The sequence below is a fragment of the Nocardia sp. NPDC050799 genome (assembly GCF_040654015.1).
Taxonomy (GTDB): domain Bacteria; phylum Actinomycetota; class Actinomycetes; order Mycobacteriales; family Mycobacteriaceae; genus Nocardia.
This window is the reverse complement of the sequence record NZ_JBFAHF010000004.1, coordinates 252,432-275,979: the sequence shown is the minus strand read 5'-3', so window position 1 is coordinate 275,979 and position 23,548 is coordinate 252,432. Positions and strand designations below refer to the sequence as shown.

The window sequence follows — 23,548 nt, the reverse complement described above, 5'->3', positions numbered from 1 at the left end:
TCCCCGCTCAGGCGGCGGGTGGATTGAGCCGGGCGAAGTCGGGCAGGCGGTAGTACGGGTAATACGGGTAGGGCGGGGTGAGCGCGCTCGCCTTGTCCAGCCGGGCCAGCTGGTCGGCGGTGAGTTCCCAGCCGACGGCCCCGAGGTTCTGGCGCAACTGCTCCTCGTTGCGCGCACCGACGATGACAGTGCCGACAGTGGGCCGGGTGAGCAGCCAATTCAGCGCGATCTGCGGAACCGATCGGCCCGTTTCGGCGGCGACCTCGTCCAGCGCGTCGACCACGTCGTAGAGATGTTCGGTATCCACCGGTGGCCCCGCCTCGGCGGTCTTGTGCAACCTGCTGCCCGCGGGCAGTGGTTGTCCGCGCCGGATCCTGCCGGTGAGCCGGCCCCAGCCGAGCGGGCTCCACACCACCGCGCCGACTCCTTCGGCCAGGCCCAGCGGCATGAGCTCCCATTCGTAATCCCGGCCGGCCAGTGAGTAGTACACCTGATGTGCGATATAGCGGGGCAGCCCGTGGCGGTCGGCGGCGGCCAGCGATTTCATCAGTTGCCAGCCGGCGAAATTGGAGGCGCCCAGGTAGCGGATCTTGCCCGCGCGGACCAGCTCGTCGAGTGCGTGCAGCACCTCTTCGACCGGGGTGTAGGCGTCGAAGGCGTGTAGCTGGAAGAGATCGATATGGTCCACACCGAGCCGTTTCAGTGACGCCTCCACCGCGGTGACCAGGCGCCCGCGACCCGTTCCGGCGTCGAAGGGGCCCGGCCCGGTGGGCAGTCCGGCCTTCGTGGACAGCAGCAGCCGATCGCGTTTGCCGCGGATCGCGGCGCCCAGCACCTCTTCGGACGCGCCGTCGGAATAGACATCGGCCGTATCGAACATGGTCACGCCCGCGTCGAGGCTGATATCCACGAGCCGGCGAGCCTGGTCGACATCGGTATCGCCCCAGGCGCCGAACAGTTCGCCACGTCCGCCGAAGGTCCCCGCGCCGAAGCTCAGCGCGGGAACGACCAGACCCGAGGCACCCAACCGCCGGTATTCCATCTCGACTCCTAAAGGGTCTATGGTTTCGTTAATGAATCCGAAGCTACACCCACCGAAGCGGTAAAAGAAACTGGAGTCCCGTTATGGATTCTGAGCTGGCCGCCCCCGGCTCGGTGCGGCCCGGCGGCCGTACCGCCCGCGTCCGCGCCGCGGTACTGCAGGTCGCCGGCGATCTGCTGGCCGAACACGGTTTCGCCCGGCTCGACCTCACCGAGGTCGCCGCGCGCGCCGAGGTCGGCAAAACGACCGTCTACCGCCGCTGGCGCACCCCGACCGGACTCATCGCCGACCTCCTGGTGGATATGGCCGAACAGTCGCTACCGCGCGCCGATACCGGCTCCCTGCTCGGCGATCTGACCGCCAATGCCCGCCTGGTCGCGAAAACCCTCGCCGACCCCAGGCAGGGCCGCTTGTTCCGCGCCGTGATCGCCGCCGCGACCTGCGACGAGAGCACAGCCTCGGCGCTGCGCCGGTTCTACGACGTCCGGCTCACCGAATGGTCGCCGTGCATCACCGACGCCGTCGCCCGCGGGGAGGTGCCGGCCGGAACCGACCCCCGCGCGGTTCTCACCGCCGTTTCCGGTCCGCTCTACTACCGGCTGCTGGCCAGCGGTGACCCCATCGACGACGAGGCCGCCCGGACGGCGGCCGAAACCGCGGCGAACGCGGCCGCGGCCGGGATATTCGGCCGCACCGGTGCGTGACCCGCCCGGACGGGTCACCGCATCACCTCTCGCCGCGCCTTGGGAATCCAGAACGGATCGCGCCCGGTGAGCCCCAGCACCCGGTGCAGGGCCGGAGCGCCGGGTCCGACCGGTACCACCGGGCCGAAGAGTCCGGGTGTGCCTTCCGGCGGTGTGTCCTTCAGGAACTGCAACAGCACCGCGAGATCGGTATCGGCCACCTCGACATCGCGGCCGGTGGCCCGCGCCAGATCCCAGGAGTGGATGACCAATTCGTCCAGCGCGACACGCGCCGTGACCGCCGCCGGCATGGTCACGCCGCCTGCTTCGGTCTCGCCCTCCCATGCCCCGGGCTCCTGCCATGCTTCGGCGAGAGCCTTCAACTGCGCGGGAATACGGGTCCGCCAATCCGGCGCCAGGGCCGCGCCGGAATCGAACTGCGGTGCCGCGGACGCGCCGACCGCCTCCTTGGTGGCGGCGGCGCGAAACGCCTCGGCCAGCCCGCCGACATGTTCCAGGATCGCGCGGACCGGAAGATCGGCGGGAGTACGGGCGTCGAGCTGCTCGTCGCCGATCGCGGCGACGATATCGGCGAGCGCGGCGGCCGCCTGCGACAGATCGAATTCGGGTTGCATCGGAGCTCCTCGGGTCGGTGGATCCACCTGTACCGACGAACCCGGCCGGTGGAACTCACCGGCCGCGCGGCAAAAGATATCGAGCGGCTACACGGAGGCCCCGACACTCACGCGGAGCGCCGCGTGCAGATCACGCAACCCGGCACGGCTTGTGACCACCTCCAGCACCCGGAACCCGGTCGCCGGCCCGGTGAGCTCGATCGCCAGTTCCTCCAGCCCGACCTGCCGGTGCGGGATCCGGTAGGCCGCGCACAACGCCGACAGATCCATCCCGTGCGGGGTGCCGAACACCCGCTCGAAAACACCGGCGTACTGGGGATCGCCCTGTTCGAGGAGTTCGAAGATCCCGCCCCCGTCGTCGTTGGCGACCACGATGGTCAGATCCTCCGGGCGTGGTTCGCCGCGCCCGATCAGCAGGCCGGAGGCATCGTGCAGGAAGGTGAGATCCCCGATCAACGCGACAGTGCGACCCGAATGGTGCAGTGCCGCGCCCACCGCCGAGGACACCGTGCCGTCGATACCGGCCACCCCCCGGTTGGACAGCACCCGGACGCCGGGTCGTGGCGTCGACACCAGCGCGGCGTCGCGCACCGGATTCGACGCCCCCAACAGCATTTGATCGCCCTCGCGCAGCGCGTCCATCACTACCGCGGCCACGTGCAGGCCGGTGGGCTTCAGGTTCCTGGACAGCTCCTCGCGTACCACCGAGTGGGCCCGCTCGTCCAGATCGCGGCAGCGGGCCAGCCACCGCGGATCGGGCGTGCCGGTCGTCACCGCGCGAGTACCGGTACCGACCACATTGCCCGAGACGTCGGGCCAACGCGGACCGGTCGTCAGCGCGTACACGGTGATCTCGGGATCGGCCAGCACCCGGGAGACCTGCCGGTGCAGGGTCGGCCGCCCGGTGATGATCGCCTGGCGGGGCTCCAGCAGCGGCAGGGCCAGCGGGTGCAGGGCCGGACCGTGCGCCGGCGCGGTGGGTTCGGCGACCGTCGGCAATGCCGCCAGTTCGGTGTGCAGACCGGCACCGTGCCCAGAGATCACCACGGTATCGGGGCCGAGGTCGATATCGAGCGGGACGTCGAGGGTGGCGTACTGCGTTGCGGTCCAGGGCCGCTCGATGCCGCGCCCGGCCGGGGCGTTCTCGCCCTCCAGCGAATCCGGCACCAGCGGTTCGCGCAGCGGAATATCGAAGTGCACCGGTCCGGCATTGCCCGAGCGGATTCCCCGGGCGGCCGCCAGGACGCGGCACACCGCGGAGCGCCAGACGCTGTTCTGCTTCGGATAATCGGCGACCGACTCGGCTTCGGCGAGTCCCAGGCTGATGGTCGTGCGGACCTGGCTGCCGAACAGACCGAGCTGTTCGACGGTCTGGTTGGCGCCGGTGCCCAGCATCTCGTACGGACGGTTGGCGCTGAGCACGATCAGCGGAACCCGCGCGTAATTGGCCTCCAATACGGCGGGCCCGAGATTGGCCACCGCGGTACCCGAGGTCATCACCACCGGAACCGGGGCCCCCGAGGCGATGGCCAGACCGATCGCCAGGAATCCGGCGGTCCGCTCGTCGACCCGCATATGCAACCGGAGCCGGCCGGCGGCGTCGGCGGCCTGGAGGGCGAACGCCAGCGGAGCGTTACGCGAGCCGGGACACAGCACTATTTCCCGAACCCCACCGCGTGCGAGTTCGTCGACGACCACCCGCGCCTGCGCTGTTGACGGATTCACGCCTCTAGATTGTCAGACCACGGCCGCCGCGTCGGCGTCGCCCTGCTCACACCAATGAGTCGTGGTCGTACCCGGCATGAAAAGAACCCGGCGGCTCCGCACCGCTCGCGGCGCGCGCCGGATATCGATACCCCCGAAAACTCCCCCGTCGGGGGCCTCGTCGTCGAGGCCCCCCACGTGCCGCGCACACGCGCGGTCGTCTCACACGTCGGTCAGCCGGCGTGCTTCTGCACCAGGTCGCCGACCCGCGGCAGCGCCTCGATGACGTTCTTCTTGGCCGAGGAACGCATCGAGTTGTACACCTTCTGCAGGGCCGGGCGGCTGGAGCCCGCGGCACGCGCGTCGGTGACGGTCAGCAGGGACTCGGCGACCTCGTCACCCTTGGAGCTCAGCAGCTCACCGAAGGTACCGGTGCCACCGGCCTGGAACTCATTCCAGTACGGCTGAAGCTGCTCGAGCAGCTTGGGCGCCAGCGATTCCAGGGCGTCGGGCACGATGGACGGGCTGATCTTCTTCACCGCCGCGTACCCACCCTTCACGGCCAGACCCGACGCACCACCCTTATCAGAGACCTCGGCGTCCAGGACCTGGACGGCGTCGGCGAGGAAGGCCGGGCGCGTGGCCTCGTCAAGCAGTGATTCAGACAGTGCTGCAACCAATTTAAGGATCCTCCGGATCAGTACTCGTATGGACGGGCAACGCAACTATACGCACCGCCCACAGGAGTACTTTCCGCCCCGCATGGGTAAGCAACAGACGGAGATGACGCCTCCGCAACGATGGAAGTGTTACGGCGCCGCGTGATTCGACCCGGCCCGCCCCCGCCGCACCGGGCCCGACCAGCGCCATCGGCCGGACGACTCGTCACACACGGGAAGCGAAAGCCCCGGCCCCGGCCCGGATAACGCCGTACCGTTACCGCCGGGACGCCCCGATTACGGCTGCCAGGGCAGAAGTTGAATCATCAGTCCTTCACTGTCGGCCAGTACAGTGCCTTCCTCGTCGACGAGTTCGGCACTGATGAAGGTTTTGCGGCCCTCGATGCGCTCGACCCGGCCGCGGACCGTCAGCGGCGTATCGAGCGGAGTCACCTTGCGGTAGTTCACGTGCAGGAAGGCGGTCCGGCTGATCGGACGCCCGGCGTAGTGCACGGTCATCCCGAACAGGTCGTCGAACAGCAGCGGGAGCACACCGCCGTGCGCGGCGGCGTTCCCGCCGAGATGGAAGCGCCGGAACACGCCCTGCATCACGATGCCGTCGGGTCCGGCCGAGACCGTCCGCCAGGGCAGCAGGAGCAGACTGCCGCGCCCGGGCAGTTCGACGGCCCGGCCCGCCGGGCCCTGCTGCTCCGGAGCCCGGTACGGCCCGAGCAGTTCGATCAGCGCGTTCACCTGGTCGCGGGCCGCCCCGTACACCTCGGCGGGGGCGTCGGCGGAGACGGCGAGATCCTGGAGCGTGCGCATGGCCTCGACGAATTCGCCGAATTCCGGACCCACCCGGGCCGGGGTGACCTTGGGGAACCCGCCGTGCCGCTCGTACCGATCCTCGTCGACAGCGCTGTCGTCGATCGTCGGTTGGGTCTGCTCGCTCATACACGCACCGTAACTCCGGGTTATACAGCGTCCAAACATTTCGGCTCAGATGTGGTGAACTCAACGGCCCGCCGGCGGCCCCGCCGAGCCTGGTGTAATCACCCCCATGACGTTCAATCCGACGCTGTGGCGCGAAGTGGCCGGGTTCGAGAACCTGACCGACATCACCTACCACCGCCACATCGAACAGGGCACCGTCCGGATCGCATTCGACCGCCCCGAAGTACGCAACGCTTTCCGCCCGCACACGGTCGACGAACTCTTCAGCATCCTCGAACACGCCCGGACGACCGCCGATGTCGGCGCCGTCCTGCTCACCGGGAACGGCCCCAGCCCCAAGGACGGCGGCTGGGCGTTCTGCTCCGGCGGCGACCAGCGCATCCGCGGCCGCAGCGGCTACCAGTACGCCAGCGGCGACACCGCCGACACCGTGGACAAGGCACGTGCCGGCCGGCTGCACATCCTGGAGGTCCAGCGGCTCATCCGGTTCATGCCCAAGATCGTGATCGCCCTGGTCAACGGCTGGGCCGCCGGCGGCGGCCACAGCCTGCACGTCGTCTGCGACCTCACTCTCGCCAGCCGCGAACACGCGCGCTTCAAACAGACCGACGCCGACGTCGGCAGCTTCGACGGCGGCTACGGCAGTGCCTATCTCGCCAAACTGGTCGGCCAGAAATTCGCCCGCGAGATCTTCTTCCTCGGCCGCACCTACACCGCCGAGGACATGCACGCCATGGGCGCGGTCAACGAAGTGGTCGACCACGCGGAACTGGAGAACGTCGCCCTGGAATGGACGGAAGCCATCAACGGCAAGTCACCCCAGGCCCAGCGCATGCTCAAATACGCCTTCAACCTGGCCGACGACGGACTGGTCGGACAGCAGTTGTTCGCCGGGGAAGCCACCCGACTGGCGTACATGACCGACGAGGCGGTCGAGGGCCGCGACTCATTCCTGGAGAAACGAGCACCCGACTGGACCCCGTACCCCTGGTACTTCTGAATTCTCGGCGCCGCCTCCGGCGCCGCGAATCGGACACAACACCGCCTCAACACCCCTAGACTTCCCTCCGATGGACATCCTCAGCAGCCGCATCATCCTGCGACCCCGGGACTACGCGACCACCCTGGCCTTCTATCGGGACTCTCTCGGCCTGGCGATCTATCGCGAATACCCGGGTGGAACGGTTTTCTTCGCCGGGCAGTCGCTCATCGAGGTGTCGGGGCACGGCGGTTCCGACGCCGACCCGCGGGGTTTCGCGGGCGCGATCTGGTTGCAGGTGCGTGATGTCGGCGCGGTGGCGGTGGAGCTGACGCTCAACGGGGTGGCGATCGACCGGGCACCGGTGACCGAGCCGTGGGGCCTGGTGGAGATGTGGGTGACCGATCCGGACGGGGTGCCGATCGTGCTGGTCGAGGTGCCGGAGGAGCACCCGATCCGACGGGACACCCGCTGACCCCGGTGTGGGCCGAGTTTTCTGCCGGGTTGCCAACCCCCGGTCCCTCGGGCGACGATACGATCGGATGGCCGCCCGATCACCGACGCCCGGTGCGACCGCTTTCGTACCGTCCGACGAGTGAATCGCAGTCCCATGCCTGGCCCAGCCCAATCCGATCAGCCGGCTCCGGCGCCCTGTCCCGGCAGCATCGACCCCTGCTGTCCGCTTTCCGGCGGGCAGGAAACCATCGCTGCCGTAAGCGAGCGCAGCGAGCGAATCGCGGCCTTCCGGCAAGCCGGGGACAAGGCGCGGCCGTGACGAAAACCTTGCGTACTCTGCCCATACCCACCGGCAGTGGCGTCAGCGATGTGCTGCCGCACCTGCGGCAGGTGCTGGACGGTAGCGGTTCGGCGGCCTGGCTGCCGGTGCCCGCCAGCGACCGGCGCGAAGCCCGCCGGCTGGGTGACGCGCTCGCCCCGGGCGAGCCGATCGACGACGATATCGCGCTGGTGGTCACCACCTCCGGTACGACGGGGGTCCCGAAGGGCGCCATGCTCACCGCCGCCGCGTTGCGAGCCAGCGGTGATGCCACCCACGAACGGCTCGGCGGCCCGGGTAGCTGGCTGCTCGCCCTGCCCACTCATCACATCGCCGGACTGCAGGTGCTGCTGCGGTCGTTGCTGGCCGGTACCGAGCCGACGGTGGTGGATGTCTCCGGCGGTTTCCTGCCCGAGGCGCTGGCCGGTGCGATCGCCGGTATGCGCGGGGAACGCCGGTACACCTCGCTGGTGCCGACACAGTTGATCAAGGTCCTGGAGACGCCCACCGCGGCAGCCGCGCTGGCCGAGCTGGACGCGGTGCTGATCGGCGGCGCCGCGACCCCCTCCCCGGTGTACGAGCGGGCCCGGAACGCCGGAATCAATGTCGTGCGCACCTACGGGATGAGTGAGACCTGCGGTGGCTGCGTCTACGACGGTGTCCCGCTGACCGGGGCCGGGGTGCGGATCGAGGACGGCCGCATTCTGCTCGGCGGCGAGATGCTCGCCGCCGGGTACCGCAATATGCCCGACCATCCGGCCTTCGCGGAACCGGGCTGGTTCCGCACCGACGACGCCGGGGTCTTCCAGGACGGTGTACTGCGCGTCCTGGGCCGGTTGGACGAGGCGATCAGCACCGGCGGCCTGCTGGTGATCCCGCAGGTGGTGGAGGCGGTACTCGCCACCCATCCCGCGGTGTCGGAATGTGTGGTGCTCGGCCTACCCGACGACAGGCTGGGTCAGCGGGTGGCGCTCGCGGTGGTCCCGGCGCCCGGGTCCGCGCCCACTCTCGACGAGCTGCGCGAGCATGTGCTGGCCGAACTGGATGCCGTGGCCGCCCCGCGCGAACTCACCCTCGTCGACGAGATCCCGCTGCTGGGACCCGGGAAACCCGATCGCGGCGCACTGCGCAGACATCTGCTGGCCGGGTCGGCGTCCTGAGCGAGCCCGGTCCGCGGTGGATCCCACCGCGGACCGGGCTCGCTGGATCAGGACTCGTCGTCGCCGTAGTCGCCTTCGTAATCGTCCCCCAGCGGGACCGCGATGGCCTGTTCGGCGATATCGACCGGGTTCGCGTGCCACTCGTCGGGGCCCCCGCCGACCACCGCGGGTTCGTCGGGTACCGGCATATCGTCGGGCACCGACCGGGGATCGATTTCGCTGTAGGGGACATCGTCGGGGTAGGCCGGTGCGGTCTGTTCGGCACGGTCGGCCTCGGGCACTGCTTCGAAGGTGCCCGGATCGATCGTCCGGGGCAGCTTGTCACGCTGGGCCATGATGGGCTCCTCTCCTCCGTGTACGCCTCGCCGGGCGACTACCCGCCGAGAGGAAGATCAGTCCAACCTTGTCGAGAATGCCCCTGATGAGCCGATCGGGCAAGTAACCGCTCGCTGGGCTGCGCTCGATCCCGCGCATTAGGCTGCGGAGATGGCTACCGCTGCACAATGGATCGAGGGCGCCCGGCCCAGAACTCTGCCGAACGCGATCGCGCCCGTCGTGGCCGGTACCGGCGCCGCGGCCGCCCTCGACGGTGCGGTGTGGTGGAAAGCACTCATGGCGCTGGGTGTTTCTCTGGCGCTGATCATCGGGGTCAACTACGCCAACGACTACTCCGACGGGATCCGTGGCACCGACGACGAACGCGTCGGCCCGCTGCGGCTGGTCGGCTCCGGGCTGGCCTCCCCCGCCGCGGTCCGGGGGGCGGCGGTCGGGAGCCTCGCGGTCGGGGCGGTACTCGGGCTGATCCTGGCCGTGCTGTCGGCCCCCTGGCTGCTGCTGGTCGGCGCGGTATGCCTGGCGGGCGCCTGGTTCTACACCGGCGGAAGCAAACCCTACGGCTACAGCGGTTTCGGCGAGGTCGCCGTTTTCGTGTTCTTCGGCCTGGTGGCGGTGCTGGGTACGCAGTACGTCCAAGCGCTCCGGATCGACTGGGCCGGGGTGGCGCTCGCGGTCGGGGTCGGCGCGTTCTCCAGCGCGGTCCTGGTCGCCAACAACCTGCGCGATATCCCGACCGACAGCGAGACCGGTAAAACGACGCTGGCGGTGAAACTGGGCGATACCCGCACCCGCACCGTACATCTGGTTCTGCTGGTGGTCCCGTTCGTGCTGACCCTGGCACTGGCGGCCCGTACTCCCTGGGCCCTGGCCGGCCTGCTGGCTCTCCCCCTGGCCGTCCGCGCGAACGCGCCCGTCCGGGCGGACCGCGCCGGCCTGGAGCTGATTCCCGCCCTGCGCGATTCCGGCCTCGCCCTACTCGCCTGGTCCGTACTGTCCGCCGTCGCCCTTTGGCTCGGCACCTGAACCTTTCAGTCGTTGTCCGGGATCAGGATGCCGATGGCCCAGTTGACGATCGTGATGATGATGGCGCCCAGGAACGCCGCCCAGAACCCCTCGATCCGCAGGCCGTAGTCGGTGGCTTCGGTGATCCAGGCGGTGAGCCACAGCATCAGGGCGTTGATCACCAGCAGGAACAGGCCGAGGGTCAGGATGACCAGGGGTAGCGACAGTAGTCTCACCAGCGGTTTGACGAAGGCGTTCACCACGGTGAACACCGCCACCACCGCGAGCAGGACCACGACTTTCGCACCGTTGCCCTGGTCGGGCGGGGAGACGAGTTCAATATTGCCGACCCATAGCGCGGCGAGCCAGATAGCGAAGGCGGTGCCGATCAAGCGGAGCACAAGCTGCATATCTCATGCTAAGCACACCGGAGCGTCGCGCGCCGGATACAGCGGGATTCCGCCCCGGCCGCCGGCGTGACCCGAGGAGTCGGGGAACGCCGTGTGCGGCCGGGCCGGCCGCGCTCATGCCGCCTTGTCGAGGAGGGTGTTGATCTCGCCGCGCAGGCGGGCGATCCCGTCGGGGCCGCCGAGCAGTTCGGTGGCGACCGGGCCGGGTGCGCGCAGAATACCGAGCAGGACATGCCCTGATTCGATGGATTTGTCCTTGCGCGCCAGGGCTTCGCGCAGCGACAGTTCCAGCGCTTTCTTGGCGTCGCGCGTGAACGGGATATGCCCGAACCGCCCGCCGCGGCGACGGCCGCGGGATTCGTCCGCGGGGATCGCGCGGTCCAGTGCGTCGGCACCGAATCCGGCTTCCAGGCTTTCGCGCACCGCGTCCAGGTCGATACCGATGGAACGCAGTGCCTCGGCGTCACCGGAGCCCAGCGGGTCGTCCGTGGTCGCGGCGCTCAGCGATTGCTGCGCGCCGTGCAGCGTGAGCCCGGTTTGTTCCAGTAGCGAGCGCAGTGGCGGTTCGCCCTCTTCCAACAGTCCGAGCAGGAGGTGCTCGACCCGGATCTCCGGGGACCCCAGTTCCCGCGCCTGCTCCTGCGCCGCGACGACCGCCGTTCTGGCGGCCCTGCTGAATCGTTCGAACATCTATCGACCCCTGTCTCTCCGGTTGTGCTTCTGATGGACCGCCTGTTTGCTGACCTCGAGTGCGTCGGCGATGGCCTGCCAGGACCAGCCCTGGTCGCGGGCATTGCCCACCTGGATCGCTTCGAGCCGTTCGAGGAGTCTGCGCAGCGCCAGCACCGCCCGTAGACCCACCGCGGGGTCCGGGCTGCCCGCCGCCGCGGCCAGCGTGGTTGCTTCTGTCATACGTCAATTTTTATTGACACTTGCGCCCAATGTCAACAAAAATTGACGACAGGTGGACGCAATCGCGGCGCGAGAGCCGCGCAAGACGGGAAGAGGACCGTAGCCGCTATGACGAATCACGTATCCGCCGCCACCTTCGCGATCGAGGCGAACGACCTGGTCAAGGTGTTCGGCACCCAGCGGGCCGTCGATGGGGTGAGCCTGTCCGTGCCGCAGGGCTCGGTCTACGGCGTACTCGGGCCGAACGGGGCGGGAAAGACCACGACCATCCGCATGCTGGCTACTCTGCTCCGCCCCGACGGCGGCAGCGCCCGGGTGTTCGGCCACGATGTCGTCGCCGAACCGGGCGCCGTACGGTCGCTCATCGGCGTCACCGGCCAGTACGCCTCGGTCGACGAGGACCTGACCGCCACCGAGAACCTGATGGTCTTCTCCCGGCTGCTCGGACTGAGCCGAGCGGCGGCCAGACGCCGGACTGCCGAACTACTGGAGGAATTCGAACTCACCGCAGGCCGCCCGGGCCGACCGCTCGATATCGTCGAGTTCCCCGGCGTATTCCGCGGCCAGATCGGCGAGTTCGGTGGCCGGTTCGCTCGGCGGCAGCTCGGCACCCGGCTCCCCGGACCACAGGCCGCGTGCCTGTTCCACGATGGCCACCGCCCCGGCTGGATCACCCGCGGCCAACGCGGCACCGGCCCGGCGTGCCGAGTGCCGCGCCGCCGTCAGATCCACCTGTTCCGGCCCGAGCGCGAGCCTATATCCGGCCGGACCCGCCGGCGGCACTCCCTCGGGCAGCCCGGCCCGCAGCCGCGAGATCTGGGTGTGCAGCGCGTTCATCGGCGAGCGCGGCGGCGCATCGCCCCAGACATCTTCGATGAGTACGGCGGCGCTGCGGCTGCGACCCGGCCGCAGCGCCAGCGCGACCAGTAGCAATCGGGCCCGGGTCCCCGGCAGTGCCACCAGTTCGGCGTCGCGGCGCAGCGCGATACGACCCAGCCGGGTCACCACGAGTGTTTCGTCCGCGGCGGCCGGGATCACCGGAGGACGGCCGTGCGAGCGGCCCGGGTCGGGAACCATACCGACGTCATCGTATGCGCCGCGCCGCCCCGTCAGCGTGTCGTCACCATCGGGTCGTGTGGTCAGCCCCGCCACCGGCCGGTGGCCAGGAACTCGTCCAGGACCGCCGTGGGCTCGGACAGTTCCCAGCCCTGACCCGCGACCCATTCGTCGCTGTAATAGGTGCCCGCGTAGCGTTCACCGCCGTCGCACAGCAGAGTGACCACGCTGCCGCTGCGCCCCGTCGCCAGCATCTGCGCGATCAGCGCGCATGCGCCCCAGAAGTTGGTTCCGGTGGAACCGCCCACCTTCCGGCCGAGCCCCCGGCTCGCGAACCGGGCCGCGGCGATGGAGGCGGCGTCGGGGACGTGGATCATCCGGTCCACCACCTCCGGCACGAACGACGGTTCCATCCGGGGTCGCCCGATCCCCTCGATCCGTGACGGCATACCGGTCGTATAGTCGCGCTGCCCGGTCTCGTAGGCGCCGTAGAACGCGGAGTCGTCCGGATCCACCACGGCCAGCTGGGTCGGATACCTGCGGTAGCGCAGATACCGGCCGATGGTCGCGCTGGTACCGCCGGTGCCGGCGCCGACCACGATCCACTCCGGCACCGGGTGGGATTCCAGGGTCAGCTGGTCGAAGATGGACTCGGCGATATTGTTGTTCCCGCGCCAGTCCGTCGCGCGTTCGGCGTTGGTGAACTGGTCCAGGTAGTGGCCGCCGCATTCGGCGGCCAGCCGGGCCGCCTCGGTGTACATATCGGGTGGACGCCGGACGTAGTGGCACCGCCCGCCCTGGGCTTCGATGAGCGCGATCTTCTGCGGTGAGGTGTTGGCCGGAACAACCGCCACGAAGTCGAGGCCGAGCAGTTGGGCGAAATACGCCTCGCTCACCGCGGTCGACCCGGAGGAGGCCTCGACAATCGTGGTCCCCTCGGTGACCCAGCCGTTGCACAGGGCGTAGAGGAACAGGGACCGGGCCAGCCGGTGTTTCAGGCTGCCGGTGATATGGGTGGATTCGTCCTTCAGGTAGAGCTGCACATCCCAGCCGGCGGGCAGCGGATATCGCAGCAGATGGGTGTCGGCGCTGCGCTGGGCGTCGGCATCGATGAGCCGGACCGCCTCATCGGCCCAGCCGCGCGGGTTGCCGCGCGCGCAGGACCTCACGCCGGGCCGCCGGAGCTACCTTTTTCTCCTCGCTCCGGATCTGCTTCCGGCGCGCTCTCGGCTGTGGTACCGGGCCCCTGCGCAGCGGGCTTCTCCGGTTCCGCGGCTTCGGGCTCCCCGCGCAGCCGGGCGCGCAGCTGCGCCTTGTCCCGGCGGCGGCGTTCGTCCACCGCCGCGATATCGGAGTTCACTTTCGCGCGCAGTCCCTTGAACAGGGTGAGCGACAGCGGCAGCGCGATGACGATCGCGAAGAGAATCGACACGACCAGCGGAATCTGCACCCCGACCACCGCGGTCACGGCCATGATGATGGCGGTGAGTATCGCGACCAGCACCAGCCGGGCCAGGGTGTAGAGCGCCAGATTGCGTGCCAGCCGCCGGCCCGGCGACGTACCGGGCCGGGGGGTGTTCGGTTCCTCGGATAGGTTCGTGTCACTCACCTGACCAGCGTAAGCGACGCACCGAACCCCCTCGTAACGCGTATCCGTTTTGTCCATTACCTCCGCTTTACCAACAGTAGGTGGTTCGAACACCCGGGGGTCGCGGTGCCACTATGTCGGAACCCGATGAGAAACGTGACGAAACAGAAAGGTTTGCCATGACCGCGATCGCCATGGGGGCGCAGGAGAACCTGTTGACCCCGGGCCAGGTTGCCACCCTGTTCCACGTAGACCCCAAGACCGTCACCCGCTGGGCGCATGCCGGACGGCTCGGCTCGCTGCGCACCCCGGGTGGCCATCGCCGGTTCCGTGAATCGGAGGTGATGCGGTTGCTCGAATCGCTCACCACCGAGGCGACCGTACGCGGCTGAGACCGCGTCCACACGGACGGCACCACTACGCGGACAGCTCGGCCGCTTCCTTCGCGCGGCTGAGCTGGGCCGGGTCGAGCGGACCGCCCGATGAGCACAGTGGGGCGAGGCCCGTCCGCGGTTCGCGCGCGGCGTCGGCAAAGCGTAGGTACGGAGGCGTAGGTACGCCGGCCCCGCGGCCGCACTTACCCGGTAGCGGCTCGTGGAGTTAACCTCGTTGGAGGAGGTGAGCCACGTGATGTACCTGTTGGCACTCATCGCGATCGTTGCGATCGTGGTGCTGTGCTGGAAGGCATTCGGCCCCGGGCATAGCACGCCCACTCCGGGACCGACCCGAAAGCGTGTTCTCGGCCCGGATGACGATCCCGAATTCCTCTGGCGTATCTCGCGTCAGCAGAAACATCGGGACGGCGATCCGGGTCCCGCCGAACACTGACCCCGCGCCCCGACAACGCCCGGCCGCGGGTATTTTCCCGCGGCCCGGAGGGCAGGTTCAATCGCTGGTGCTGTCCAGTTGAGGCAGTCCTTCGACCGCCCTCAATTTATCCGCCACCACGGCCAATCGGTCGAGCGCCTCGGCCGGTAATCCGACCGCGGTGCGCACCAATCTGACCAGGGAGTCCGGCTCCAGACCGCAGATGAGCGCGCTGTTCGCGGCCACGGATGCGCAACAATCGGCATCGCCGCTGTTATCCGAACTGAAATTCTCCGAATCCACTGCCGCTCTCCTCATTGCTCGCCGCGCTATGGAGGGGAAATGACCGGTCACACCCGATATATCGCAGGCCGGGCCCTGTACAGTTCAGCAAATAACCCGCCCGAACAATAGCAACCGTGCATTGCGGCGGCGTAACGATCATTACGGCCGGAGAAATAGCCGTCCGATCAGGTCAGGCCGGAGTAGCTGTGCAGCCCGGAAACGACCAGATTGATGATGAAGAGGTTGAACAGCATCGCCACGAAACCCGCCACATTGATCCACGCGGCCTTCGTGTCCCGCCAGCCCGAGGTGGCCCGCGCGTGCAGGTATGCGGCGTAGAGCACCCAGGCGATGAACGAGCAGGTCTCCTTCGGATCCCAGCCCCAGAACCGTCCCCAGGCCGCCTCCGCCCAGATCGCGCCGAGAATGACCCCGGCACCGAAGAGCGGGAACCCGATGATGGTGGTGCGGTAGGCCAGCCGGTCGAGCGTGCGGGCATCGGGCAGGCGACGTGCGATCGTGCCCAGGAGATTCGAGGATTCGGCGCCCTCGGGCTGACGCAGCCGGTACAGGAACAGCAGACTCGCCACGCCCGACACCAGGAACACCCCGCTGCCCAGGCTCACGATCGTGACGTGCAGCGGCAACCAGAACGAGCGCAGCGCGGGGACCACCGGGGCCGCGTCGGTATACAACACAGTGCCCGCGAGGAACATCAGGATCAGCATCGGCACGAGCAGGAACACCCACATCGCCCGGAAACGGGCGTCCCGCATGAGTACCAGGCCGACCACCGCCGCGGCCGCGGTCGCCATGGATACGAACTCGTACATATTGCCGAGGGGGAATCGTCCGGTGGAGAAACCGCGCAGCACGATCGAGCCCACGTGCAGGGCCACCGCCACGAACAGCACCGAGAAGGCCATATTGCCGAGTCGCTCCGACAGCGGCAGGGTGGGCGTCTCGGCGATCCGGCCCGGGGTGGCGCTGCCCGCGACGACCCCGCCGGCGGGAACCATCTCCCGCTCGTTCACCCGCCGGACCCGCGCCGAGGCGTACTGCACGATCAATAGCAGCAATACCAGCGCGTACACGACGATCGACGTCTTGTAGGCGAGGTCGCTGTAGCCGGCGAGCGTATCGTCGATCGGCATCGTTACATCTCCCGTGTTCGTACCGCGGTGCTCGGTGGACAGCACTGCTGCCCGTGCGTGGTCGCCCACGCGGGTGCTCAGGGGCGGCGATCAGTCGCCGGACGCGTCCAGCAGCCGGTGCCGCAGGCGATCGAACTCCCCGCCCCAGCCGGCCTGATCGGTACGGGCCAGTCCGCCCATTTCTACTACGACGCGTCGTTGCTCCACGGTACCCTCCGGGGTCACCCGCAACCAGACCCGCCTCCGCGAAACCAGCAGCGAGACCAGCAGCCCGCCCATCATCACCAGCGCACTGACCAGCACCCACTGCTGCGCAGGATCATGGGAGACCTGGAGATTCACGAACTCCTCGGCCCCGTCGAAACGCACCTCGGTGCCGCCCGGCAGTGTTGTGGTCTCACCCGGTCGCAGATTCACCCGGGCCTCCTTGGCGAGCCGGCCCTGCGCGACCATCTCCTGATCGAGCGCGAAGATCGACTGCGGGCGGCCGGTGTCCAGCCCGGTGTCGCCGCGATAGATATCGACCGCCACCGCCGGATCGGTCATCTCCGGGAATACCGAGGTGAGCAGCGACCCGTGGAAACCGGCAGTCGGCGCGAACAGTCCCTCGATCGCGATCTGGTTCTGCCGGCGCTCGGCTTCGGTGGCGAACATCCCGCCCGGCGGGTCGATCCGCAGCACCCCGCTGGAGAGGAAGGTCTGCATATCGTCGGGCTGCCACTGCACGGTCTCGGTGCGCTGCTCGCCGTTCGGAAAGGTCACAGTGAACGTCGGCGCGTAACCGTGCCCCTGCAGATAGACCCGGTCCCCGCCGACGCGCAGCGGATGGTTCACCCGGATGGTCGTATCCCGCCAGGTACCCGCGGCCAGATCAGCGCCCTCCTGATACGAGATATCGGAGGTGAACATCTCGGCCTGGCCGTTGTCGAGATAGTCGGCCCGGAAATTCTTCACCTTCACGCACATCGGGGTCATCCCGGTGCCGTCGTTCACGTTCCCGGCCCGGAACGAGTCGAACACCGCCGGCGAGGTGGTGCAGAAACCGGGCCCGTTGTTCGCGACGACGATCACGTTGCCCTCGTAACCGAACAACTTCCCGACCGCGATGGCCACCAGCAGACCCACCAGGGCCAGGTGGAACACGAGATTGCCCAGTTCGCGGGTGTAGCCCTTCTCCGCCGACAGCGTGACCTCGCCATCGCGCTCCCCGGGCCGGGTCTCGATACGCCAGCCGCGCAGCCGCGTCCGGGCCCGCTCGGCGATCTCGTCCGCACTGCCGTCGAGCACCACTCGATGGTGGTGCGGCAGCCGGGCCAGATTGCGCGGCACGCGCACCGGCGGGGTCCGCAGCGCGCGGTAGTGGTCCACCGTGCGCGGCAGGATGCAGCCCACGAGGGAGATGAACAGGAGCACATAGACCGCGGTGAACCAGAAGCTGGAGAACACGTCGAACAGCTCGAACCGGTCCATCCACGCACCGAGCACCGGCCGGTCGGCGATATAGGTCGCGACCTTCTGCTCGTTCAGGCTGCGCTGCGGCAGCAGGGCACCCGGAATCGCGGCCAGGGCCAGCAGGAACAGCAGCACCAGCGCGGTCCGCATACTGGTGAGCCCGCGCCAGGCGTTGCGCACCAGCGCGCGGGCGCGGCCCGGCGGGGACTGCCGGGGCGGTTGGACCGGGGGCGCCCCGGGACGCATCGTCACGGTCATATCGGCAGCGTCACCTCGGCGACGAAGCCGTCACGGACCCAGCCGACGAACTGGTCCCAGGCTCCGGTGACCAACGCCGCCCCGACCGCGACCAGCAGCATTCCGCCGACGATTTGGATCCGCCGGGAATTACGCCGCAGCCACCCCACACCGCGCAGCGCGCTCGCCGACCCGAAGGCCAGGATCACGAACGGCAGGCCGAGGCCCAGGCAGTAGGCGACGATAAGGGCCACGCCGCGCACCGCGGTGGTGCCCTCGGTACCGGCGGCCACCGCCATCACGCCCGACAGCGTCGGGCCCAGGCACGGGGTCCAGCCGAGCGCGAACACGGCGCCGAGCAGCGGGGCCCCGGCGATCCCGGCCAGCCGCCGGGGTGCCATCCGGGTATCACGCTGCAACGCCGGGATGAGACCCAGGAACGCCAGACCCATCACGATGGTGACCACGCCACCCAGGCGCTGTAGCAGTTCCCGGTTGACATTGAGGGTCTGGATCAGGCCGAACACGGTGGCGGTGGCCAGCACGAACACCACCGTGAAACCGGCGACGAACAGTCCCGCCGCACCCGCGACCCGCAGCCGCCCGGAATCGGGGACGGACGCGGTCGCCGCGACGGCGGGGGTTTCGGTGAGCACCGCCGTGCCGGTGCCACCGGCGGGCGCCGCGCTCCGGTTGCGCCGGACCTGATCCACGGTCGCCGGCGGCGCCTGCGCACCGACCAGACCGGCCAGGTAGGACAGATACCCCGGCACCAGCGGCACGACGCACGGCGAAGCGAACGACACCAGACCGGCCAGCAGGCAGGCGCCGAGGGCGAGCAGCAACGGCCCGGTGGCCGCTGTCTGCTGAAACGATTCCCCCACTCCTGCCAACACCGTCAACGCGAACTACGCTCCGCTTCGCCCTCGGAGTTGTTCACGCGCCGCTCGTCACCGCGGCCACCCGGCGCGGTCGATCCCCGGCCACCGGACGGGCGCGAACTCGACACCCGCCGGTCGCTGCCGGGCTGCTGGGCCGCGGGCTGTAGCTCCCACGAGCCGAGCGAGGACTTCACCAGTACCTCGGCCCGGACTCCGCGCGGTGGCCGGGTCGCCCCGTAGCGGCGTACGCCTCGGGATCGAAGACTTCTCATGATGCTCCCTCCGCGGCGATGCGCTGCACCACCGGTAAAAGATCTTCTGTGAGTAGGGCGCGCAGGAAAACCGCCGCCACCCGGTGGTCCCGATCCAGCACCAGAGTTGTGGGAATGACACTGGTCGGGAAATTTCCACCGAGCGCCAGCAGTGTGCGCATCGACGGGTCGTAGATCGACGGATAACCGACGTGGTTATCGATGACGAAATCTTGCGCTTTGTCCTGCTGGAAATCACGGACATTGATCCCGAGGAAAGCGACCCCGAGATCTCTGGTCTGTTCGTGAACTTGTTCGAGCGCGGGGGCTTCACCGCGGCAGGGCCCGCACCACTGCCCCCACAGATTGATGACGACGACCTGGCCCGGGAAATCCTCCACCGAGACGTTCTCCCCGGTATCGGACATCAGCTCGGGTCCCGAGAGCTTGCCGATCGTGCCACGCGTGGACGGCGGATCGTAGAAGATATCGGTCTGCCCGCCCGGCGAGACGAATTCGAAGGTGCCGCCCGTGGCCACCGCGTCGGTACCGGTCGAACAGGCCGACGCGGTCAGGCACAGCAGTGCGGCGAGCGCCGGCAGCAGCCGGAACCCGAATGCCGCGGCACCCTTTCTCATGCGCTCTGCCTTCCGGCGCATGAACGGGCGCTTGCGTGGTCACGCTGCGCTACCGCCTCCGGGCGCTGACCGTTCATGCGCCATGCACCGTCGGATCCGAACCACCCGCCGGCTCGGAGTAGACGATATCGACGAGTGTGTCGCCGCGGTACACCAGCGAGGTGAGCGAGGCCAGACCACACTGCCGGGTGCGCGGATCGTGCCAGAGGCGCTGGCCCTGCAGAAACCGCCGCAGCGTCCACACCGGTAGCTGATGGGAGACCAGCACCGCCTCACGGCCGGCCGACTCCACCCGGGCCTTGTTCACCGCGGCCAGCATGCGGTGCGCGATCTGCAGGTAGGGCTCACCCCAGGACGGAGTGAACGGGTCGCGGAGTTTCCACCAGTGCCGGGGTTTGCGCAGTGCGCCGTCCCCGACCGACACCCGCAGCCCCTCGAAGGTGTTACCGGCCTCGATGAGGTTCTCGTCGGTGCGCACGGTCAGCCCGTGCCGGCCCGCGATGGGTTCGGCGGTCTCCTGCGCGCGCTGCAGCGGCGACGCGATGACCAGGGCGATATCGTGATCGGCCAAGGCCCGCGCGACCGCGCCGGCCTGCGCCCGCCCGGTCACCGACAGACCGAAACCGGGCAGCCTGCCGTACAGGATCCCGCGCGGATTGTGCACTTCACCGTGCCGCAGCACATGCACGATGGTTTCGACCGATTCGGCATCGGCGGCACCGGTCGACGGCGCGGTCGCGGCCACCTCACCCGGCGTGCCGAGATCGGTGCCGGTCTCCGCCGCGGGGACGGCGGGTCCGGTAATGGATATCGGATCGTCCTGGTCTGCCGGGGCGGCGGATACGCGCTCGGGGTCGGGCTTGCTCACGCGCGATTTCCTTCGGGTGTGGCGCTCGCGGCCGCTTCGGCGGCGGCGGGCAGGGCTGCGGCGATTCGGTCGAACGCGGCGTCGTCGAGCGCGGCCGAGACGAACCAGGCCTCGAACGCGCTGGGCGGCGCGTACACCCCGCCGTCGAGCAGCGCGTGGAAGAAGCCCGGGTAGCGCCAGGTCGCGCTCGCCTTGGCGGCGGCGTAGTCGAGTACCGGTTCATCGGCGAAGAACACGCTGACCATATTGCCCGCGAACTGCACCCGGTGCGGGACCCCCGCGCCGGTGAGGGCGTCGGTGAGCAGAATCCCGAGCCGTTCGCTGTTGCGGTCCAGCGCGGCGTACACCGCGGCGCCGGCGGCGCGCAGGGTCGCGAGCCCGGCGGCCACGGCCACCGGATTCCCGGACAGGGTGCCCGCTTGGTAGACCGGGCCCAGTGGGGCCAGCCGGTCCATCACCTCGGCCCGGCCGCCGAACGCGGCCGCGGGCAGCCCACCGCTCATCACCTTTCCGAAGGTGTAGAGGTCGGCGGCCACCGGATCGAGTCCGTACCAACCGGCCGCGCTCACCCGGAAACCGGTCATCACCTCGTCCATGATGAGCAGCGCCCCGTGATCGGAGGTGATCCGGCGCAGCCCGGCATTGAAATCGGGTAGCGGCGCCACCGCGCCCATGTTCCCGGCGGCGGCCTCGGTGATCACCGCGGCGATCTCGCCCGGGTTCGCCTCGAAAGCGGCGCGCACAGCGTCCAGATCGTTGTAGGGCACCACAATGGTGTCGGCGGCCTGCGCCCCGGTGACGCCGGGCGAGGTCGGCAGCGCGAATGTCGCGACCCCGGAACCCGCTTCGGCCAGCAGCGCGTCGACGTGGCCGTGATAACACCCGGCGAATTTGATGATCTTGGTGCGCCCGGTGTATCCGCGCGCCAGCCGGACCGCGCTCATGGTCGCCTCGGTCCCGGAATTCACCAGCCGCACCTTCTGCACCGGAGCGACCCGCTCGACGATGAGTTCGGCCAATTCCACCTCGCCCGGTGTCGGCGCCCCGAAGGACAATCCCGACCCGGCGACCTCGCGAACCGCCTCGACCACCGCCGGATGGGCGTGCCCGAGAATCATCGGCCCCCAGGAGCACACCAGATCGACGTAATCGTTACCGTCGGCGTCGGTCAGCCGGCAGCCCCGGGCGGATGTGATGAACCTCGGCGTGCCGCCCACCGAGCCGAAGGCGCGCACCGGGGAATTGACACCACCGGGAACGACCGCTTCGGCTCGCTGGAAAAGCTGACTGGAGGCCGGCACCGCCGTACCGGCCACGCGCAGAGAACTCACGGCCTCCAGTTTGGCAGCCTCTCCCAGCGGCGTCGACGACAGGGTGCGCGAACGTGACATACGCCGCGACGGCGACACCGACGAAGCCAAATACAGCCGGGTCAGGACCCGAGTGCGTAGTCTCTCTCTGCATCGGAACTAACAGTGGATCACCGGCCGGGGAGGTCGTTTTGCGAATTGCCAGGAGTACTGCGGCTCTTTCTCTGGTCTCGGTCGCCCTCGGAGCCCTGGCCACCGGCCTCGGCGCGGGTACGGCGGCAGCCGCCGAACCTGTCGTGGACCCCGACAACGCGCGCGCCGGATTCCGGTTGAACCAGCCCGAAACCGCGGCGCTGGCCGCGGGCCCGATCCCGGCCCTGGTCGACCATGTGATCCCGCCTTCCCGGATCGGCGCCGGACTCGACAGTGACACTCGTCTCTACCGCGACGAGAACGGCGGTGTCCACGCGTCGCTGCGCCAGGTGATCCTGGAGTCGGCCGACAACGGCGGTTCGGTGCTGGTGTTCTTCCACGTTCCCGGCGCACCGCACGGCCGGGTGTTCGATATCTACCAGCAGTGGCGCTGACCGGCCGGTTCAGGCCCGCCGCGGCACCCGGACCAGCCGGGCGACCGCATCGATGACTGCGGTACCCGCACCCGCCATCAGCAGCATCGCCAGGAACAACCACGGCCCCGCATACCGGGTCGCGGTGTAGGCCGGCACATCTCCGGTCGCCGGAAAATCGGTGTTCTGGACGCCCAGGTTCCAGCAGAGCGCGACCAGGGCGAGCGCGAGAACCGCCAGCGCGATATCGGCAGCCGGTAGGACGAGCGAACGGTTCACAGGTCTCCTCGGGTCGGCGGCTCGGACGCGATCACCCGATCGTGCCCGCCCGCGACCCGATAATCAATCGTCGCGACCGGGCTCCGGTGCGTGATCCGCCTCGACGGGGGGCACGCCCACCACCCGGGTCAGCGCCGACCGCAGTGCGCGATGATCCTTGGCCCAGGTGCGTACCAGTTCGCCGTCGGTGCGGCGCAACCCGATCGCGGTACGCCGCCGCGGTACACCGCTCAGTTCGCCGAGCGCCCGGCCGCTCTCCCAGGGTTCGTCCGCGTCCACCGGCAGCACCGCCGCGATGGACCGGACAGGTGTCGTCTCGGCACCGTTGCGCAGAAAGCCGTCGGTGAGTTCGACACTGACATGGGTGCGGGCGGCGTACACCTGCAATACCGCGAACCCACTGATCAGTACGGCGCAGAAGATGAGGGCGAACCAGTGCGGTGTGGCACCCGCCGCGATCTCCGCGGCCAGCAGCAGCGCGCAGACCAGGGGGCCGTAGGCGACCGCCCGCCAGCGGGCTCCGGGCTCGGCGAAGAAAATCTCCCCGGCCTCCGGGGCGGTGTCCACTCGATCAGGCATGGGCGAGCCGGCCGGAAACGAGGGCCACCCGGATCAGCCGATAACGCCGGGGATCAGCAGAACCGCGACGGTGAGGACCCCGAACAGGACCAGAAGAGTCAGTACGAGCATGTCCCGCCGAATACTCTGTGGCTGCTGGATCACCACTCGCATCATTGCCTCCGATCCCCGGACGGTCAGGTCTCCCGTCCTAGTGACCGGGTACCCGAGGCCGCCGGTTGGCATGTCCTCTGTGACAGCCCTCACCATACATGGCGGAATACCGGGAACAAACTCCACGTTCGTTATTTGAATGGGCCACCGGCCGACTGTCGGCAACAACGCCCAGGTCAGCGAGCCGGTTCCG

Annotated in this window: 30 protein-coding genes and 2 pseudogenes; 9 read left to right on the top strand and 23 right to left on the bottom strand. The window is 69.0% G+C overall.

What is annotated here, in order from left to right:
* Positions 1 to 7: 7 nt before the first annotated feature.
* Complete coding sequence (locus AB0H42_RS06935) at positions 8 to 1,042, bottom strand: aldo/keto reductase (protein ID WP_357050940.1); 1,035 nt, start codon at positions 1,040 to 1,042, stop codon at positions 8 to 10.
* Between the two features lie 83 nt (positions 1,043 to 1,125).
* On the opposite strand from AB0H42_RS06935, the gene AB0H42_RS06930 reads away from it, so the two are divergent.
* Entirely contained in the window at positions 1,126 to 1,746 is a 621-nt protein-coding gene (locus AB0H42_RS06930) for a TetR/AcrR family transcriptional regulator (RefSeq protein WP_357050937.1), read from the top strand.
* Between the two features lie 14 nt (positions 1,747 to 1,760).
* Here AB0H42_RS06930 and AB0H42_RS06925 read toward each other — a convergent pair whose 3' ends face one another.
* From AB0H42_RS06925 to AB0H42_RS06910, 4 genes are all read right to left on the bottom strand, one after another.
* A complete protein-coding gene (locus AB0H42_RS06925) occupies positions 1,761 to 2,360 on the bottom strand; it encodes a TIGR03086 family metal-binding protein (RefSeq protein ID WP_357050934.1) in 600 nt (199 codons plus the stop codon).
* 87 nt (positions 2,361 to 2,447) lie between these two features.
* The gene (gene menD, locus AB0H42_RS06920) at positions 2,448 to 4,085 is read right to left on the bottom strand and encodes a 2-succinyl-5-enolpyruvyl-6-hydroxy-3-cyclohexene-1-carboxylic-acid synthase (RefSeq protein ID WP_357050932.1); all 1,638 of its coding nucleotides are present in this window, start codon (positions 4,083 to 4,085) and stop codon (positions 2,448 to 2,450) included.
* A gap of 212 nt (positions 4,086 to 4,297) precedes the next feature.
* Entirely contained in the window at positions 4,298 to 4,744 is a 447-nt protein-coding gene (locus AB0H42_RS06915) for a hypothetical protein (RefSeq protein ID WP_357050929.1), read from the bottom strand.
* Between the two features lie 276 nt (positions 4,745 to 5,020).
* Positions 5,021 to 5,677 (bottom strand): PaaI family thioesterase, encoded by a 657-nt coding sequence (locus AB0H42_RS06910; RefSeq protein ID WP_357050926.1) that lies wholly within the window; start codon positions 5,675 to 5,677, stop codon positions 5,021 to 5,023.
* A 106-nt stretch (positions 5,678 to 5,783) separates the two neighbouring features.
* Between AB0H42_RS06910 and AB0H42_RS06905 the strand changes: the two genes are divergently transcribed.
* The 3 genes from AB0H42_RS06905 (at position 5,784) to menE (ending at position 8,591) form a co-directional block, all read left to right on the top strand.
* Positions 5,784 to 6,677, top strand: coding sequence for a 1,4-dihydroxy-2-naphthoyl-CoA synthase (locus AB0H42_RS06905; protein ID WP_357050923.1), 894 nt, complete (start codon positions 5,784 to 5,786; stop codon positions 6,675 to 6,677).
* Positions 6,678 to 6,747: 70 nt separating this feature from the next.
* The gene (locus AB0H42_RS06900) at positions 6,748 to 7,131 is read left to right on the top strand and encodes a VOC family protein (RefSeq protein WP_357050921.1); all 384 of its coding nucleotides are present in this window, start codon (positions 6,748 to 6,750) and stop codon (positions 7,129 to 7,131) included.
* A gap of 296 nt (positions 7,132 to 7,427) precedes the next feature.
* Positions 7,428 to 8,591: an o-succinylbenzoate--CoA ligase gene (menE, locus tag AB0H42_RS06895; RefSeq protein WP_357050918.1), complete on the top strand. Its 1,164-nt coding sequence runs from the start codon at positions 7,428 to 7,430 to the stop codon at positions 8,589 to 8,591.
* Positions 8,592 to 8,638: 47 nt separating this feature from the next.
* Here menE and AB0H42_RS06890 read toward each other — a convergent pair whose 3' ends face one another.
* Entirely contained in the window at positions 8,639 to 8,926 is a 288-nt protein-coding gene (locus AB0H42_RS06890; protein ID WP_357050916.1) for a hypothetical protein, read from the bottom strand.
* Positions 8,927 to 9,077: 151 nt separating this feature from the next.
* On the opposite strand from AB0H42_RS06890, the gene AB0H42_RS06885 reads away from it, so the two are divergent.
* Complete coding sequence (locus AB0H42_RS06885) at positions 9,078 to 9,950, top strand: 1,4-dihydroxy-2-naphthoate polyprenyltransferase (RefSeq protein ID WP_357050913.1); 873 nt, start codon at positions 9,078 to 9,080, stop codon at positions 9,948 to 9,950.
* 5 nt (positions 9,951 to 9,955) lie between these two features.
* Here the strand turns inward: AB0H42_RS06885 and AB0H42_RS06880 are convergent, their stop codons facing one another.
* The 3 genes from AB0H42_RS06880 to AB0H42_RS06870 form a co-directional block, all read right to left on the bottom strand.
* Positions 9,956 to 10,339 (bottom strand): phage holin family protein, encoded by a 384-nt coding sequence (locus AB0H42_RS06880; RefSeq protein ID WP_357050910.1) that lies wholly within the window; start codon positions 10,337 to 10,339, stop codon positions 9,956 to 9,958.
* Positions 10,340 to 10,453: 114 nt separating this feature from the next.
* Entirely contained in the window at positions 10,454 to 11,029 is a 576-nt protein-coding gene (locus AB0H42_RS06875; RefSeq protein ID WP_357050908.1) for a Clp protease N-terminal domain-containing protein, read from the bottom strand.
* A complete protein-coding gene (locus AB0H42_RS06870) occupies positions 11,030 to 11,251 on the bottom strand; it encodes a hypothetical protein (protein WP_039826929.1) in 222 nt (73 codons plus the stop codon). It abuts the gene before it with no gap.
* A gap of 108 nt (positions 11,252 to 11,359) precedes the next feature.
* Between AB0H42_RS06870 and AB0H42_RS06865 the strand changes: the two are divergent.
* Positions 11,360 to 11,758: pseudogene (locus AB0H42_RS06865) on the top strand (ATP-binding cassette domain-containing protein); the annotation flags it as partial.
* Here AB0H42_RS06865 and AB0H42_RS06860 read toward each other — a convergent pair.
* From AB0H42_RS06860 to AB0H42_RS06850, 3 genes and pseudogenes are all read right to left on the bottom strand, one after another.
* Positions 11,735 to 12,328, bottom strand: coding sequence for a winged helix-turn-helix domain-containing protein (locus AB0H42_RS06860; RefSeq protein ID WP_357050905.1), 594 nt, complete (start codon positions 12,326 to 12,328; stop codon positions 11,735 to 11,737). The pseudogene AB0H42_RS06865 and the gene AB0H42_RS06860 sit on opposite strands and share 24 nt — an antisense overlap.
* Positions 12,329 to 12,390: 62 nt before the next feature.
* A complete protein-coding gene (locus AB0H42_RS06855) occupies positions 12,391 to 13,476 on the bottom strand; it encodes a PLP-dependent cysteine synthase family protein (RefSeq protein ID WP_357050902.1) in 1,086 nt (361 codons plus the stop codon).
* 116 nt (positions 13,477 to 13,592) lie between these two features.
* Positions 13,593 to 13,850 (bottom strand): annotated as a pseudogene (locus AB0H42_RS06850) (DUF4229 domain-containing protein); the annotation flags it as partial.
* A gap of 224 nt (positions 13,851 to 14,074) precedes the next feature.
* Between AB0H42_RS06850 and AB0H42_RS06845 the strand changes: the two are divergent.
* Together AB0H42_RS06845 and AB0H42_RS06840 are read left to right on the top strand one after the other, a co-directional pair.
* Positions 14,075 to 14,287, top strand: coding sequence for a BldC family transcriptional regulator (locus AB0H42_RS06845; RefSeq protein ID WP_030525606.1), 213 nt, complete (start codon positions 14,075 to 14,077; stop codon positions 14,285 to 14,287).
* Positions 14,288 to 14,522: 235 nt separating this feature from the next.
* Positions 14,523 to 14,723, top strand: a complete 201-nt coding sequence (locus AB0H42_RS06840) for a hypothetical protein (protein WP_063130316.1) — start codon at positions 14,523 to 14,525, stop codon at positions 14,721 to 14,723.
* A 57-nt stretch (positions 14,724 to 14,780) separates the two neighbouring features.
* Here AB0H42_RS06840 and AB0H42_RS06835 read toward each other — a convergent pair whose 3' ends face one another.
* The 8 genes from AB0H42_RS06835 to hemL form a co-directional block, all read right to left on the bottom strand.
* Entirely contained in the window at positions 14,781 to 15,005 is a 225-nt protein-coding gene (locus AB0H42_RS06835; protein ID WP_357050899.1) for a hypothetical protein, read from the bottom strand.
* Between the two features lie 167 nt (positions 15,006 to 15,172).
* Entirely contained in the window at positions 15,173 to 16,141 is a 969-nt protein-coding gene (gene ccsB / locus AB0H42_RS06830) for a c-type cytochrome biogenesis protein CcsB (RefSeq protein WP_357050896.1), read from the bottom strand.
* A gap of 90 nt (positions 16,142 to 16,231) precedes the next feature.
* Positions 16,232 to 17,851: a cytochrome c biogenesis protein ResB gene (locus tag AB0H42_RS06825; protein WP_357050893.1), complete on the bottom strand. Its 1,620-nt coding sequence runs from the start codon at positions 17,849 to 17,851 to the stop codon at positions 16,232 to 16,234.
* Positions 17,848 to 18,732 carry a cytochrome c biogenesis CcdA family protein gene (locus tag AB0H42_RS06820; RefSeq protein WP_357050890.1) on the bottom strand — a complete coding sequence of 295 codons (885 nt, stop codon included), beginning with the start codon at positions 18,730 to 18,732 and terminating at the stop codon, positions 17,848 to 17,850. The genes AB0H42_RS06825 and AB0H42_RS06820 overlap by 4 nt, the downstream gene beginning before the upstream one ends.
* Positions 18,729 to 18,983 (bottom strand): hypothetical protein, encoded by a 255-nt coding sequence (locus AB0H42_RS06815; RefSeq protein WP_357050887.1) that lies wholly within the window; start codon positions 18,981 to 18,983, stop codon positions 18,729 to 18,731. The genes AB0H42_RS06820 and AB0H42_RS06815 overlap by 4 nt, the downstream gene beginning before the upstream one ends.
* Positions 18,980 to 19,600 (bottom strand): TlpA disulfide reductase family protein, encoded by a 621-nt coding sequence (locus AB0H42_RS06810; RefSeq protein ID WP_357050884.1) that lies wholly within the window; start codon positions 19,598 to 19,600, stop codon positions 18,980 to 18,982. The genes AB0H42_RS06815 and AB0H42_RS06810 overlap by 4 nt, the downstream gene beginning before the upstream one ends.
* 73 nt (positions 19,601 to 19,673) lie before the next feature.
* On the bottom strand, positions 19,674 to 20,345 hold the full coding sequence (locus tag AB0H42_RS06805; protein WP_357051014.1) for a histidine phosphatase family protein: 672 nt from the start codon (positions 20,343 to 20,345) through the stop codon (positions 19,674 to 19,676).
* 119 nt (positions 20,346 to 20,464) lie between these two features.
* Entirely contained in the window at positions 20,465 to 21,790 is a 1,326-nt protein-coding gene (hemL, locus tag AB0H42_RS06800; protein WP_357051011.1) for a glutamate-1-semialdehyde 2,1-aminomutase, read from the bottom strand.
* A gap of 179 nt (positions 21,791 to 21,969) precedes the next feature.
* Here hemL and AB0H42_RS06795 point away from each other — a divergent pair, with 179 nt between their 5' ends.
* Positions 21,970 to 22,365, top strand: coding sequence for a hypothetical protein (locus AB0H42_RS06795; RefSeq protein WP_357050882.1), 396 nt, complete (start codon positions 21,970 to 21,972; stop codon positions 22,363 to 22,365).
* Between the two features lie 9 nt (positions 22,366 to 22,374).
* On the opposite strand, the gene AB0H42_RS06790 is transcribed toward AB0H42_RS06795, so the two are convergent.
* From AB0H42_RS06790 to AB0H42_RS06780, 3 genes are all read right to left on the bottom strand, one after another.
* A complete protein-coding gene (locus AB0H42_RS06790) occupies positions 22,375 to 22,623 on the bottom strand; it encodes a hypothetical protein (RefSeq protein WP_357050878.1) in 249 nt (82 codons plus the stop codon).
* A gap of 63 nt (positions 22,624 to 22,686) precedes the next feature.
* Positions 22,687 to 23,202, bottom strand: coding sequence for a hypothetical protein (locus AB0H42_RS06785; RefSeq protein WP_357050876.1), 516 nt, complete (start codon positions 23,200 to 23,202; stop codon positions 22,687 to 22,689).
* 33 nt (positions 23,203 to 23,235) lie between these two features.
* Positions 23,236 to 23,358, bottom strand: coding sequence for a hypothetical protein (locus AB0H42_RS06780; RefSeq protein ID WP_357050869.1), 123 nt, complete (start codon positions 23,356 to 23,358; stop codon positions 23,236 to 23,238).
* Between the last annotated feature and the right edge of the window lie 190 nt (positions 23,359 to 23,548).

What these genes read in the sequence shown, in the direction of transcription:
- AB0H42_RS06935 (WP_357050940.1), bottom strand. Translation starts at nt 1,042, where the DNA reads ATGGAATACCGGCGGTTGGGTGCCTCGGGTCTGGTCGTTCCCGCGCTG.
- AB0H42_RS06930 (WP_357050937.1), top strand. Translation starts at nt 1,126, where the DNA reads ATGGATTCTGAGCTGGCCGCCCCCGGCTCGGTGCGGCCCGGCGGCCGT.
- AB0H42_RS06925 (WP_357050934.1), bottom strand. Translation starts at nt 2,360, where the DNA reads ATGCAACCCGAATTCGATCTGTCGCAGGCGGCCGCCGCGCTCGCCGAT.
- AB0H42_RS06910 (WP_357050926.1), bottom strand. Translation starts at nt 5,677, where the DNA reads ATGAGCGAGCAGACCCAACCGACGATCGACGACAGCGCTGTCGACGAG.
- AB0H42_RS06905 (WP_357050923.1), top strand. Translation starts at nt 5,784, where the DNA reads ATGACGTTCAATCCGACGCTGTGGCGCGAAGTGGCCGGGTTCGAGAAC.
- AB0H42_RS06900 (WP_357050921.1), top strand. Translation starts at nt 6,748, where the DNA reads ATGGACATCCTCAGCAGCCGCATCATCCTGCGACCCCGGGACTACGCG.
- AB0H42_RS06890 (WP_357050916.1), bottom strand. Translation starts at nt 8,926, where the DNA reads ATGGCCCAGCGTGACAAGCTGCCCCGGACGATCGATCCGGGCACCTTC.
- AB0H42_RS06885 (WP_357050913.1), top strand. Translation starts at nt 9,078, where the DNA reads ATGGCTACCGCTGCACAATGGATCGAGGGCGCCCGGCCCAGAACTCTG.
- AB0H42_RS06880 (WP_357050910.1), bottom strand. Translation starts at nt 10,339, where the DNA reads ATGCAGCTTGTGCTCCGCTTGATCGGCACCGCCTTCGCTATCTGGCTC.
- AB0H42_RS06875 (WP_357050908.1), bottom strand. Translation starts at nt 11,029, where the DNA reads ATGTTCGAACGATTCAGCAGGGCCGCCAGAACGGCGGTCGTCGCGGCG.
- AB0H42_RS06870 (WP_039826929.1), bottom strand. Translation starts at nt 11,251, where the DNA reads ATGACAGAAGCAACCACGCTGGCCGCGGCGGCGGGCAGCCCGGACCCC.
- AB0H42_RS06860 (WP_357050905.1), bottom strand. Translation starts at nt 12,328, where the DNA reads ATGGTTCCCGACCCGGGCCGCTCGCACGGCCGTCCTCCGGTGATCCCG.
- AB0H42_RS06845 (WP_030525606.1), top strand. Translation starts at nt 14,075, where the DNA reads ATGACCGCGATCGCCATGGGGGCGCAGGAGAACCTGTTGACCCCGGGC.
- ccsB (WP_357050896.1), bottom strand. Translation starts at nt 16,141, where the DNA reads ATGCCGATCGACGATACGCTCGCCGGCTACAGCGACCTCGCCTACAAG.
- AB0H42_RS06825 (WP_357050893.1), bottom strand. Translation starts at nt 17,851, where the DNA reads ATGACCGTGACGATGCGTCCCGGGGCGCCCCCGGTCCAACCGCCCCGG.
- AB0H42_RS06815 (WP_357050887.1), bottom strand. Translation starts at nt 18,983, where the DNA reads ATGAGAAGTCTTCGATCCCGAGGCGTACGCCGCTACGGGGCGACCCGG.
- AB0H42_RS06810 (WP_357050884.1), bottom strand. Translation starts at nt 19,600, where the DNA reads ATGAGAAAGGGTGCCGCGGCATTCGGGTTCCGGCTGCTGCCGGCGCTC.
- AB0H42_RS06785 (WP_357050876.1), bottom strand. Translation starts at nt 23,202, where the DNA reads ATGCCTGATCGAGTGGACACCGCCCCGGAGGCCGGGGAGATTTTCTTC.
- AB0H42_RS06780 (WP_357050869.1), bottom strand. Translation starts at nt 23,358, where the DNA reads ATGATGCGAGTGGTGATCCAGCAGCCACAGAGTATTCGGCGGGACATG.